The organism is Tenacibaculum sp. MAR_2009_124, from assembly GCF_900105455.1.
In the GTDB taxonomy this organism is placed as follows: domain Bacteria; phylum Bacteroidota; class Bacteroidia; order Flavobacteriales; family Flavobacteriaceae; genus Polaribacter.
The window spans coordinates 678,557-694,154 of record NZ_FNSF01000007.1; the positions used below are offsets into that span (position 1 = coordinate 678,557).

The window sequence follows — 15,598 nt, forward strand, 5'->3', positions numbered from 1 at the left end:
TTAATTTCACAGGTTCTTATGAGTATAGTACAGACGGAGGTACTACATGGGTTTCAACAAGTAATGGAACACAAACCATTACAGGATTAGATAATATAACGTATACTATTGAGATTCGTCCAGATTCTAGTTCACTAGCAGTTTGTACAGTAGTATTACCAGCGGTTACATTAAATGAACCAACTGCGGTATCAGCAACAGCTGCAATCACTAAGCCAGTAACCTGTTCGAGTCCTACAGGAGCAACAATAGAAGTAACAGGATCGGGAGGAACACCAGGATATACGTATAGTTCAAATAATGGGACGAGTTTCCAAGCGAGTGCAACTTTTACAAGTTTAGCAGCTGGTACTTATGATATTATTGTAAGAGATGCTAATAATTGTGATTCACCAGCGTTTAATTTAACAATTGATCCAGCTGAAACAATTGCATTTACAGCAGTACCAACTACATGTTTTAATGGAAGTAATGGCGAAGTTGTAATCAATGTTACTCAAGGAAATGGAGAGTATCAATTTATTTTAAACGGAGGATCACCTCAAACACCGAGTCCAACATCGGCGACAACGTACACATTTACTGGATTAAGTTCAGGAACGTATACTGTTGACATAGTAGATGGAGGAGGATGTACAGGAACGCAACAAACGGTTATTATAAATGATCAACTAACGGCAACAGCATCAACGGCAAATGTTACTTGTAATGCTGGAAGTTTAACAATTACTGCAGCAGGCGGAGATGGAACTTATGGATATGCGGTTGTAGATAATGGAGACCCAGCACCTACATCATATGTTGGAACGAATTCTTTCCCAATAACAACATCAGGCGATTATGATTTCTATGTAGAGGATGGATCAGGCTGTACGTATATGTCAACGATTAATGTTGGTCAAACAGCAAATCCAAGTTTTACAACCGATGTAAATCAACCAGCATGTAATGGAGATACGGGAAGCATAAATATTACAATTTCGGATGGAGTAGCACCATATACAATAGATTTCACAAATAATACAACTTCTACTACAACGACAACTACACAGTCTGGAAGTACCTTATTACATGATACATTAGCACCAGGAACTTATACAATTCAAGTAACAGATTCTAATGGTTGTTCACAAACACCAATAGACATTGCTATAAATACGTTAACTACCGTTGCTAGTACAGCGAGTATCACTCAAGATTATACTTGTAGTACTTTAGGACAAATAACCTTTACTGTTGCAACAGGAGGAACAGCTCCTTATACTTATGGAGTAAATGGCGTTTATAATACAGATTTAGTTTATGATAATTTAACGGAAGGTACTTATGCCTTAACGGTTCAAGATAATAATGGATGTATCCAGTCAGTTGGAAGCTTAACAATAGATCCATTACCAGTAATACCTGACTTTACCAATAGTGTTACCTATAACTGTGATGGTTCGGGTAATGTAACATTAACGGCACCAGCGACTCCTGTCCTAACATATATGTATAGTTTGGATGGAGGAACAGCTCAAGCAAGTAATGTGTTTAGCGATGTTGCGGTAGGATCTCATACAATCACAGTTAGTTCACCAAGAGCATGTGATAGAGATTTTGTTATTTCGGTAGATGCAAATGAGGAATTTGGAGGAAGTATAGTTTCGAGTACAGATGTTTTATGTAACGGAGCTACTGATGGAACTATCACCATAGAGGCTGTTAATTTCACAGGTTCTTATGAGTATAGTACAGACGGAGGTACTACATGGGTTTCAACAAGTAATGGAACACAAACCATTACAGGATTAGATAATATAACGTATACTATTGAGATTCGTCCAGATTCTAGTTCACTAGCAGTTTGTACAGTAGTATTACCAGCGGTTACATTAAATGAACCAACTGCGGTATCAGCAACAGCTGCAATCACTAAGCCAGTAACCTGTTCGAGTCCTACAGGAGCAACAATAGAAGTAACAGGATCGGGAGGAACACCAGGATATACGTATAGTTCAAATAATGGGACGAGTTTCCAAGCGAGTGCAACCTTTACAAGTTTAGCAGCTGGTACTTATGATATTATTGTAAGAGATGCTAATAATTGTGATTCACCAGCGTTTAATTTAACAATTGATCCAGCTGAAACAATTGCATTTACAGCAGTACCAACTACATGTTTTAATGGAAGTAATGGCGAGGTTGTAATCAATGTTACTCAAGGAAATGGAGAGTATCAATTTATTTTAAACGGAGGATCACCTCAAACACCAAGTCCAACATCGGCGACAACGTACACATTTACTGGATTAAGTTCAGGAACGTATACTGTTGACATAGTAGATGGAGGAGGATGCTCAGGAACGCAACAAACGGTTACTATAAATGATGAGCTAACGGCGACAGCGATACCAACAAATGCAAGTTGTTCGAATGGTGAAATTGATGTTACAGCTCTAGGAGGAGATGGTAACTATGTGTACTCTGTAGTTGCTGCCAATGCAGCAGTTCCAGCGGATGGAACTTTTAATAATACGAATCCAATTTCTCAACCAGCAGGTACATATGATGTTTATATTAGAGATCAAAATGGAGCGGTTGGATACTGTCAATTCTTAATTGAGGATGTTGTTATTAATGGAATAGTAAATGTTGATATTGCAGCAACGGCAAACCAGCCTATATGTAATGGAGATTTTGGAAGTATTGATGTTACAATTGCTAACGGAGAATCACCTCATGATATAGCAGTAACGAATTCAGCAGGAGGGACGGTAGCGAGCTTTACTGATTATGTTGGTGCAACAATCACAATTAATGATTTATTACCAACTTCACCACCAGCGAATGATTTTGAAGATTATACAATAACAATTACAGATGCATTAGGATGTAATGACAGTGAAACTGTAAGAATTAATAACCCTGCAACGTTAGTAACTACTATTGTACCAGAAAGACCTATTTGTGGTACTCCTTTTGTAGGTAATGAAACTTTATTTGGTATTGATTTTACGGCGTATCCAACAGTTTCAGCTCCTTACAAAATTCAATTTAGTGTTGATAATGGAGCCACTTGGCAAGATAGTCCTACATTTAGAGGAACCAATGGAAATCCAGAGTTTGACTTAGGTACAGTTTCGTATCCTGCCATAAGAATTACAGATACGGCTACAAGTAGTATAACTTATTGTTTAAATCTTTTAGGTTCGTATGTTATGCCATTTGAGGTAAGTCCATTAGTTGTAAATGTTACAACTGATTCTGCCGATTGTACCGTTGGAGCAGAAGCATATGTGGAAGTATCTGGAGGAATAGGTGATTTTGAATACAGTTATAACACAATTCCGATACCTCCAGGGCCTTTAGGATGGGTTCCTGCAGGAGGTACAAGTTCAGATAATTATACTTTTACAGGGTTGATACCAGGAAGAACTTACTATTTCTTTGTAAGGGATTTGGGAGATAATAATTGTATAAAGTTGGATGAAACATTTGTAATTGATATTGATGTAGTTATAACGCCAACGGTTCTTTCAGAATCGTGTGCAGTCGGTACTGGCGGTGCTTTACAGTTTGATATAGATGATACAGCAGAGAATTTATTAAATGGAGGAGTTCCAGATGTAAATTGGGAATTATTCTCTATTGATGTAAACACTGGCACAATAGTTTCAATTGAAACAGGAACACAAAGTAATTTAGACCCAATTATACCAGCCGCAAATGGTACACTTGTAGCGGGAACATACTATTTAGTTCTTAATAATGGATCGAGTCTTGCATCTTGTGAATTTGCAAGTCCGAATATAGAAATACGACAAGGTACTCCAATTGATGGGATATTAAATGTGGTAAACAACATAACCTGTGATGTTGATGGTCAAGTTAGAATTGAAAATGTTACAGGAGGATTTGGTGGATATAGTTATATAGTCAACGCCTATGAAACTGGTAATCCAGGGAATACTATAGCGACTACTTTATCGGGAACAGTTGTTTCTGTAGATGATATATCTTTAGGAGGTGTAACTTCGGTTGATGTAGAAGTTGCCGTTACAGATTCTAATGGATGTACTGGGAATTTAGGCCCAATTACTTTAACATTAAGTCCATCTCCGGTTTTAGAGGCAGGAGATATTACAACAAGTACTTGTGATACAAATAAGTCCATTACAATTACTGGAAATACAGGAACCGCATTGGGAGGAACCGCTCCATATCAGTATTCTAGCGATGGAGGTACGACATTCTCGGCTTCTACGAACGATACAGATTATACATTCAATGGGTTAACGCCAGGATCTTATGATATTGTTGTAAGAGATTCTAATGGATGTACAGCTAGTCAAAATGGAATTGTTATTTATCCAGAATTAGATTTTACATTAACTACCGGTCAAAACTTGAACTGTGTTCCAGGAGAAGCGGTTGTTGATATTACAGTTGATACAGGTGCAGGACTAGGAGCTACTGGTAATTTTTCTTATACAATTACGGCGGTTGCTCTTCCAGCAGTAACCCCTGCCACAAGTACAGGAACGATTACTGCAACTTCAATTTCTGGAAGTCATACAGTAACGGCTGAGGGGACTTATCAAGTTGTAATGACAGATAATACCTCGGGTTGTGTTGTAACACAGGAAATAACAATTTCACCATCAATTCAGCCAAACTTTAGTTTAGCTGCAAGTGTAGATAATATTTGTAACGGTAGTACTCTAGGAGAGATTCAGGTAACTGAGGTAAGTAATAGTATAAATCCATTAACTTATAGTATTGCAGTTGTAAGTGGCGGACCTTATTCAGGAACTATAAACACAAGCACTTTAACGTATTCAAATGTACCAGCTGGAGAGTATACGGTAACAGGAACAGGAACTAATGGATGTACAACAAGTCAAAACATTACCATTAATGAAAATACAGCAATTGATGTTTCAGGAGCTGTAACGGTAACAGAATTTGGATGTACTACAGGAAATGTTGCAAATAATGCATTAGTAACGATAGATCCAGCTTCCATAACGGGAGGAACAGGAACTTATGTTCGTTATGTATTTGTATATACACCTGCAAGTGGAACGGTAGAAACACAAGATAGCCCTAACCCAGTATTTAGTACAACAAACGAATCAGGAGGAACGGTTGCAATAACGGTTTACGATGATAACAGTTGTACAGATACCTTAAATGCTACGATTTTACCATTTAACGTAATGTCAGCTCCAGTTGTAAATGAGACAAAATCATTAGACTGTAGAGTTTTACCAGCAGGAGGAGCTACAATAGAAGTTAGTTTCACATCATCTTTAAGCGCTATAAATGCAAGTGTATCTATTATAGGAACTAATACAGGTCATACCGATACTGTTACAGGTACTTCACCAGTAACAATTACAGGTTTACCAGAAGATACATACACGATATCAATAACGAATACGGCTGTTACTACGGGTTGTGTATTAACTACAACGCATCAAGTAAATGCAGCACCAGTATTTAATTTAGATGTAGATAAAACTTCGGATGTTAGTTGTGTTGGATCAACGACAGGGTCGTTTGATTTTGATTTCAGTACAACCAGTGCTTATGGCGGTACATATAATTATGAAGTATTTAATGCAACGACTAGTTTAAGTACAGGAGTAACAGGAACAGGAGTAACTGGAGCTACAAGTATTTCAAGTTTAGTAGCAGGAAGTTATTATGTTGTGGTAACACAAACGGCAAGTCCATTCTGTCCGACAACATCACCAACAGTAACAATAGATGAACCAGCAGCTGTATTAGACTTTACAACGGTTGTAGGCCCAGTAAGTTGTAATGGAGGAAGTGATGGAAGCCTAACAATCACCGGAGTTGATGGTTGGGGAGGATATGAATATGAAGTAGCAAATTCATTAGGAACAATTGTAAGAGCTTACAGTAATGATAATGTATTTAATGGTTTACCAGCAGATACTTATACAATAAGAGTAAGAGATGCCAATGGATGTATCGATACCGATACAGAAGTTATAGCAGATCCAGTTTTAGTAAGCTTTAGTTTAACAAAAGATGATAGTGCATGTAATGCTACTACAGGAGGAAGCATCACAGTAACTCCAGCAGGAGGAACAGGAAACTATACGTATGTATTAACCAATACTGTTTCAGGATTAGATATCCGTACCGAAACAGGAACAGGAGTATTAACATTTGCGAATTTATCTGCAGGTTCTTATGAAGTAACGGTTTCAGATAGTAATAACTGTAGTGTAAGTGCTCAGTCAATGACTTTATTACCAAGTTTAGATTTCTTAGTTACTCAAACGAAGAATATCGACTGTAGTGCGAGTCCAGATGGTGTGGTTACAATTGATATTACATCGGGTTCAGGAACTTATGAATACTCAGTAGAAAATAGTTTAGGAGCAACTATCGTAGCTCAAACAACTACAGGAGGAACAACGGTAACATTTAATGTGGCTACAGCTGATACATATACTGTAGAAGTATTTGATATGGGAGCTACACCAAACTGTTCAAACACAGTTGATATAGAGATATTACCATCAATTCAGCCAAACTTTAGTTTAGCTGCAAGTGTAGATAATATTTGTAACGGTAGTACTCTAGGAGAGATTCAGGTAACTGAGGTAAGTAATAGTATAAATCCATTAACTTATAGTATTGCAGTTGTAAGTGGCGGACCTTATTCAGGAACTATAAACACAAGCACTTTAACGTATTCAAATGTACCAGCTGGAGAGTATACGGTAACAGGAACAGGAACTAATGGATGTACAACAAGTCAAAACATTACCATTAATGAAAATACAGCAATTGATGTTTCAGGAGCTGTAACGGTAACAGAATTTGGATGTACTACAGGAAATGTTGCAAATAATGCATTAGTAACGATAGATCCAGCTTCCATAACGGGAGGAACAGGAACTTATGTTCGTTATGTATTTGTATATACACCTGCAAGTGGAACGGTAGAAACACAAGATAGCCCTAACCCAGTATTTAGTACAACAAACGAATCAGGAGGAACGGTTGCAATAACGGTTTACGATGATAACAGTTGTACAGATACCTTAAATGCTACGATTTTACCATTTAACGTAATGTCAGCTCCAGTTGTAAATGAGACAAAATCATTAGACTGTAGAGTTTTACCAGCAGGAGGAGCTACAATAGAAGTTAGTTTCACATCATCTTTAAGCGCTATAAATGCAAGTGTATCTATAACAGGAACTAATACAGGTCATACAGATACTGTTACAGGTACTTCACCAGTAACAATTACAGGTTTACCAGAAGATACATACACGATATCAATAACGAATACGGCTGTTACTACGGGTTGTGTATTAACTACAACGCATCAAGTAAATGCAGCACCAGTCTTTAATTTAGATGTAGATAAAACTTCGGATGTTAGTTGTGTTGGATCAACGACAGGGTCGTTTGATTTTGATTTCAGTACAACCAGTGCTTATGGCGGTACATATAATTATGAAGTATTTAATGCAACGACTAGTTTAAGTACAGGAGTAACAGGAACAGGAGTAACTGGAGCTACAAGTATTTCAAGTTTAGTAGCTGGAAGTTATTATGTTGTCGTAACACAAACAGGAAACCCATTCTGTCCGACAACATCACCAACAGTAACAATAGATGAGCCAGCAGCTGTATTAGACTTTACAACGGTTGTAGGTCCAGTAAGTTGTAATGGAGCAAGTGATGGAAGCCTAACAATCACCGGAGTTGATGGTTGGGGAGGATATGAATATGAAGTAGCAAATTCATTAGGAACAATTGTAAGAGCTTACAGTAATGATAATGTATTTAATGGTTTACCAGCAGATACTTATACAATAAGAGTAAGAGATGCTAATGGATGTATTGATACCGATACAGAAGTTATAGCAGATCCAGTTTTAGTAAGCTTTAGTTTAACAAAAGATGATAGTGCATGTAATGTTACTACAGGAGGAAGCATCACAGTAACTCCAGCAGGAGGAACAGGAAACTATACGTATGTATTAACCAATACTGTTTCAGGATTAGATATCCGTACCGAAACAGGAACAGGAGTATTAACATTTGCGAATTTATCTGCAGGTTCTTATGAAGTAACGGTTTCAGATAGTAATAACTGTAGTGTAAGTGCTCAGTCAATGACTTTATTACCAAGTTTAGATTTCTTAGTTACTCAAACGAAGAATATCGACTGTAGTGCGAGTCCAGATGGTGTGGTTACAATTGATATTACATCGGGTTCAGGAACTTATGAATACTCAGTAGAAAATAGTTTAGGAGCAACTATCGTAGCTCAAACAACTACAGGAGGAACAACGGTAACATTTAATGTGGCTACAGCTGATACATATACTGTAGAAGTATTTGATATGGGAGCTACACCAAACTGTTCAAACACAGTTGATATAGAGATATTACCATCAATTCAGCCAAACTTTAGTTTAGCTGCAAGTGTAGATAATATTTGTAACGGTAGTACTCTAGGAGAGATTCAGGTAACTGAGGTAAGTAATAGTATAAATCCATTAACTTATAGTATTGCAGTTGTAAGTGGCGGACCTTATTCAGGAACTATAAACACAAGCACTTTAACGTATTCAAATGTACCAGCTGGAGAGTATACGGTAACAGGAACAGGAACTAATGGATGTACAACAAGTCAAAACATTACCATTAATGAAAATACAGCAATTGATGTTTCAGGAGCTGTAACGGTAACAGAATTTGGATGTACTACAGGAAATGTTGCAAATAATGCATTAGTAACGATAGATCCAGCTTCCATAACGGGAGGAACAGGAACTTATGTTCGTTATGTATTTGTATATACACCTGCAAGTGGAACGGTAGAAACACAAGATAGCCCTAACCCAGTATTTAGTACAACAAACGAATCAGGAGGAACGGTTGCAATAACGGTTTACGATGATAACAGTTGTACAGATACCTTAAATGCTACGATTTTACCATTTAACGTAATGTCAGCTCCAGTTGTAAATGAGACAAAATCATTAGACTGTAGAGTTTTACCAGCAGGAGGAGCTACAATAGAAGTTAGTTTCACATCATCTTTAAGCGCTATAAATGCAAGTGTATCTATTATAGGAACTAATACAGGTCATACCGATACTGTTACAGGTACTTCACCAGTAACAATTACAGGTTTACCAGAAGATACATACACGATATCAATAACGAATACGGCTGTTACTACGGGTTGTGTATTAACTACAACGCATCAAGTAAATGCAGCACCAGTATTTAATTTAGATGTAGATAAAACTTCGGATGTTAGTTGTGTTGGATCAACGACAGGGTCGTTTGATTTTGATTTCAGTACAACCAGTGCTTATGGCGGTACATATAATTATGAAGTATTTAATGCAACGACTAGTTTAAGTACAGGAGTAACAGGAACAGGAGTAACTGGAGCTACAAGTATTTCAAGTTTAGTAGCAGGAAGTTATTATGTTGTGGTAACACAAACGGCAAGTCCATTCTGTCCGACAACATCACCAACAGTAACAATAGATGAACCAGCAGCTGTATTAGACTTTACAACGGTTGTAGGCCCAGTAAGTTGTAATGGAGGAAGTGATGGAAGCCTAACAATCACCGGAGTTGATGGTTGGGAGGATATGAATATGAAGTAGCAAATTCATTAGGAACAATTGTAAGAGCTTACAGTAATGATAATGTATTTAATGGTTTACCAGCAGATACTTATACAATAAGAGTAAGAGATGCCAATGGATGTATCGATACCGATACAGAAGTTATAGCAGATCCAGTTTTAGTAAGCTTTAGTTTAACAAAAGATGATAGTGCATGTAATGCTACTACAGGAGGAAGCATCACAGTAACTCCAGCAGGAGGAACAGGAAACTATACGTATGTATTAACCAATACTGTTTCAGGATTAGATATCCGTACCGAAACAGGAACAGGAGTATTAACATTTGCGAATTTATCTGCAGGTTCTTATGAAGTAACGGTTTCAGATAGTAATAACTGTAGTGTAAGTGCTCAGTCAATGACTTTATTACCAAGTTTAGATTTCTTAGTTACTCAAACGAAGAATATCGACTGTAGTGCGAGTCCAGATGGTGTGGTTACAATTGATATTACATCGGGTTCAGGAACTTATGAATACTCAGTAGAAAATAGTTTAGGAGCAACTATCGTAGCTCAAACAACTACAGGAGGAACAACGGTAACATTTAATGTGGCTACAGCTGATACATATACTGTAGAAGTATTTGATATGGGAGCTACACCAAACTGTTCAAACACAGTTGATATAGAGATATTACCATCGATTCAGCCAAACTTTAGTTTAGCTGCAAGCGTAGATAATATTTGTAACGGTAGTACTCTTGGTGAAATTACGATCACTGAGGTAAGTAATAGTATTAATCCATTAACATATACAATAAGCCCTGACCTAAATTCGGTTGGAGCTACTGCGGATAAGGTATTTGGAGATTTACCAGCGGGTGTATATACAATTACAGGAACGGGTACTAATTCATGTGTATTAAGTCAAAGCATTACTATTAATGAAAATACGGCAATTGATATTTCAGGTGCTGTAACGGTAACAGAATTTGGATGTACTACAGGAAATGTTACAAACAATGCGGTTGTAACAATTGATACAGCTTCCATAACAGGAGGAACAGGAACTTATGTTCGTTATGTATTTGTTTACACACCAACAAGCGGATCAGTAGAAACGCAAGACGGATCTAATCCAATATTTAGCACCACGAATGGATCAGGAGGAACAGTTGACATAACAGTTTACGATGATAATAACTGTACAGCTACTTTGAATACCGCGATTTTACCATTCAACGTAATGTCAGCTCCAGTTGTAAATGAGACAAAATCATTAGACTGTAGAGTTTTACCAGCAGGAGGAGCTACAATAGAAGTTAGTTTCACATCATCTTTAAGCGCTATAAATGCAAGTGTATCTATTATAGGAACTAATACAGGTCATACCGATACTGTTACAGGTACTTCACCAGTAACAATTACAGGTTTACCAGAAGATACATACACGATATCAATAACGAATACAGCAGTTACTACGGGTTGTGTATTAACTACAACGCATCAAGTAAACGCAACACCGATATTTAGCTTAGATGTGGATAAAACATCAGATGTTAGTTGTATAGGGACTGCAACGGGATCGTTTAATTTCGATTACAGTACAACCAGCCCTTATAGCGGTACATATGATTATGAAGTATTTAATGCGACTACGAACGTAAGTACTGGAATAACAGGAGTTGGAGCGGTTGGAGCTACAGGTATTACAGGTCTAGTAACTGGAAGTTATTATGTTGTAGTAACACAAACAGCAAGTCCGTTCTGTCCGACAACATCTCCAACCGTAACGATAGATGAGCCAACCGCGGTATTAGACTTTACAACCGTTGTAGGTCCAGTAAGTTGTAATGGTGGAAATGATGGAAGCCTAACAATCACCGGAGTTGATGGTTGGGGAGGATATGAATTTGAAGTGGCCGATTCGTCAGGAACAACCGTAAGAGCTTACAGTAATGATAATGTATTTAATGGTTTACCAGCGGATACCTATACAATAAGAGTGAGAGATGCCAATGGATGTATTGATACCGATACAGAAGTTATAGCAGATCCAGTTTTAGTAAGCTTTAGTTTAACAAAAGATGACAGTGCATGTAATGCTACCACAGGAGGAAACATCACAGTAACACCAGTAGGAGGAACTGGAAACTATACGTATATATTAACCAATACTGTTTCAGGATTAGATATCCGTACCGAAACAGGAACAGGAGTGTTTACATTTACGAATATAGCAGCAGGTTCTTATGAAGTAACGGTTTCAGATAGTAATAACTGTAGTGTAAGTGCTCAGTCAATAACATTGTTATCGAGTTTAGATTTCTTAGTTACTCAAACGAAGAATATCGACTGTAGTGCGAGTCCAGACGGTGTGGTTACAATTGATGTTACATCAGGTTCAGGAACTTATGAGTACGCTGTAGTAAACAGTTTAGGAGGAACTATTGTTGCTCAAACGACTATGGGAGGAACAACGGTAACATTTAATGTAGCTACAGCTGATACATATACTGTAGAAGTATTTGATATGGGAGCTACACCAAACTGTTCAAACACAGTTGATATAGAGATATTACCATCAATTCAACCGAACTTTAGTTTAGTTGCTAGTGTCGATAATATTTGTAACGGAAGTAGTACTGGTGAAATTCTAATAACTGAAATTAATACTAGTATTAATCCATTAACATATACTATTAGTCCAGATCCAAATGCTATTGGTTCTACATCAGATAAATTATTTACTGGTTTACCAGCGGGTGTATACACAATCAATGGAACAGGAACTAATGCTTGTACATTCAGTCAGAATATTACGATTAATGAAAACACAGGAGTTGATGTTTCTGGCGCAGTGACATTGGCGGAATTTGGATGTACAACAGGAAATGTTACAAACAATGCGGTTGTAACAGTTGATCCAGCTTCAATAACAGGAGGAACTGGAACTTATGTTCGTTATGACTTTGTTTATATTCCAGCAAGTGGATTGGGTGAAACACAAAATAGTACTAGCAATACATTTGCGCTAGGAGATGAAACAGGAGGTATAGTAACTGTAACAGTTTACGATGATAATGGATGTTCAGCAGTAGCCAATATAACTGTAGCACCATTTGGTAAATTAGAAACTGCCGATGTTACGGTTGATAAAGAAATTGATTGTGCTACAGGTGAAGACATCACGGTTACTTATACGTCTAGTAATCCTATTCCAGCAGCTGATATAAGCTATACAATTACTGGTGGAAATACAGGATTTACAGCAACGAATGCAACAGGGGTGTTTACGAATTTAGCAACTGATATTTATAGTGTAGAGATAACAAACTCAGCTACAGGTTGTGTATTAGAAACAGCACATGAAGTATTGGATGAACCTGATTACATTATTGATATCAATAAACTTAGTAATGCTGCTTGTTTAGGTTCAAGTACTGGAGAAATTTCATTTGAGTTTAGTACTACAACACCATATACAGGAAACTATAACTATGAAGTGTTCCAATCAAATGGAACAACAACTGGAATTACAGGAACGGGTGTTACAGGAGTGACTACTGCGACTGGATTGGCAGCTGGAAGTTATTATGTAGAATTAACGATGACGGATAATCCTTTCTGTCCAATTAATTCAACAAATGTAACCATTGAAGAGCCTACAGTTGTATTAACGGTTTCAGCAACGCCTTCTTTAATTAGTTGTGTTGGACCTGACTCTGGAGAAGTTGCTTTAGTAGCCAACGGAGGATGGGGAACTTATGAATATGAGTTGGTGAATACGACTACAGGAATAACAATTCAAAGTTTCGACGCTAACGATATTATTGATGGATTGAATGCAGGTCAATATACTGCTACGGTAAGAGATCTGAATGGATGTACTGAAACAACAACGTTTGAATTATTAGATCCTACTGCGATTACGGCAACAACTTTGGTTACACCTAATCAATGTAATGGTGATCAGTCTGCGACGATAGCGGTTACAAACCCAGCTGGAGGACAAGGATCTCCAATTGTATATTCGTACACACTTACCTATCCTGATGGAACTATTTCAGCATATCAGTCTAGTAATATGTTTACAAATTTAGAAGCTGGAGATTATGTTGTTACTGTTTACGATGATTATTCATGTGAGAGCAGTCCAATTAACGTAACAATAACCGATCCAACTAGAGTTATAGCTCAGGCGATTATAATAGAAGAAATCACTTGTAATAGAAATCAATCAACGATAGAAGTTAGTGGTTCAGGTGGTACAGGAACTTATACATACAGTATGGATGGAACAAATTTTGTTTCAGGAAACACATTCGATGTTGATGCAGGTAGACATAATTTCTATGTAATGGATGCAAATGGATGTATTTCTGATCCATTCTCATTAGTAACTGTAGATCCTTATGAAGATTTAGCTTCTCGATTAAATATTGAGTCTGGATTTGTTACTTGTAATGGTGAGAATAACGGAGTTCTTTCAGCTACTGTATCTGGAGGTTTAGGAAATTACCAATATGAATTATTAGATTCTTCAGGAGGTATTGTAAGACCAATTCAAGATTCGAATATGTTCTCTAGCTTGCCAATTGGAATTTATAGTATTAGAGTTTATAGTACAAACTCTAATGGTGATGTTTGTAATATTGAAACCGTAACTCATGAAATTGAAGAGCCGGAGGTATTAACAGTTGCAGAGACTCATATAAATGTTAGCTGTAATGGCGGAACTGATGGTAGCATAACAATTAATGCTGGTGGAGGAAATGGAGGATATGAATTCAATATTATTGGAGACACTCCAGGCAATCCAAGTTCTTTCCTTCCGAATAAATTTGTGCCAGAAAATGTTTTTGAAAATTTACAACCAGATAATTATACAATTACAATAAAAGATAGCGTCGGATGTTATGATGTTATTATGGTAACAATTGCGGAGCCTTCAGAAGTTAATATAGCATTGGTTGATGTAACACAGCAAGTGTGTGCTACAGATCCTAGCCCTACAATTACAATTGAAGCTACAGGTGGATCTGTGCCAGGAGGAACAGTTTCTTATATCGTGAGTATTAACGGTATTGCTTTACCAGGATCATATCCAGAAGGAACAATAGTTCTTGGCGCTGCTGAAGGAATTGAAGACGATAGAGTATATGGTATTTCAGTACAACCAGTAGTTGGTTCATGTACACCAACTCCTCTGAACACTTCGGTAAATACAACAAAAGCTATTGATTTATTATTGGAATCGCAATTAAGTTACAACTGTCCTACAGGAAACGTATTAAATGCGAATGTTCAAGATGAATATAGAAACGTAGTTATTTATTCATTATACGATGCTAGCGGACTAGTTTCTTCTAATGACACCGGAATCTTTGAAAACTTAGCACCAGGTGATGGTTATAGAGTAGAGGTTGAACACATAAATGATGGATGTCCTGTTTCAGTGGATATTGAAGAGGTAAGAGATATTCAGGCATTACAATTATTGATTGATGATTCTGAAAGAAATAAACTTATTGCTTCTGGAGACTTTGGTTTACCACCTTATGAGTTTAGCTTCGATGGAGGTAGTTTTAGTTCTAATAACGAAATGACAATTTTAGAAACTAGAGATTACAGTGTAATTATTAGAGATGCTAGAGGATGTGAGGTAGAATTAACGGTTGAAGGAGTGTATATTACTATTGAAGTACCTAATTTATTCACACCTGACGGAGATGGAGTAAATGATTATTGGTACCCAATAAATGTAGAAGATTACCATGGTGTTAAAGTATATATTTATGATAGATACGCTCGTAGAATAACTGAGTTCGAAGGATCACAACAAGGTTGGGATGGAACTTATCAAGGAAGAGCATTACCATCAGGTGATTACTGGTATACTATTTACTTTAAAGAATTATCAGGTCAAGAAAGAAAAACAATGGGTCACTTTACATTATATAGATAA

General features: G+C 37.0%; 2 protein-coding genes (1 of these 2 only partly in view). Both read left to right on the plus strand.

Annotated elements, in window-relative coordinates; translation table 11 throughout:
* Positions 1-9,668, plus strand: the 3' portion of a protein-coding gene (locus BLW23_RS19835) for a galactose-binding domain-containing protein (RefSeq protein ID WP_143032236.1). It extends 12,256 nt beyond the left edge of the window; only the last 9,668 of its 21,924 coding nucleotides appear in the window; its start codon lies off the left edge, out of view; its stop codon occupies positions 9,666-9,668.
* Positions 9,644-15,598: a T9SS type B sorting domain-containing protein gene (locus BLW23_RS19840; RefSeq protein WP_093673151.1), complete on the plus strand. Its 5,955-nt coding sequence runs from the start codon at positions 9,644-9,646 to the stop codon at positions 15,596-15,598. Before BLW23_RS19835 ends, BLW23_RS19840 begins: the two co-directional genes overlap by 25 nt.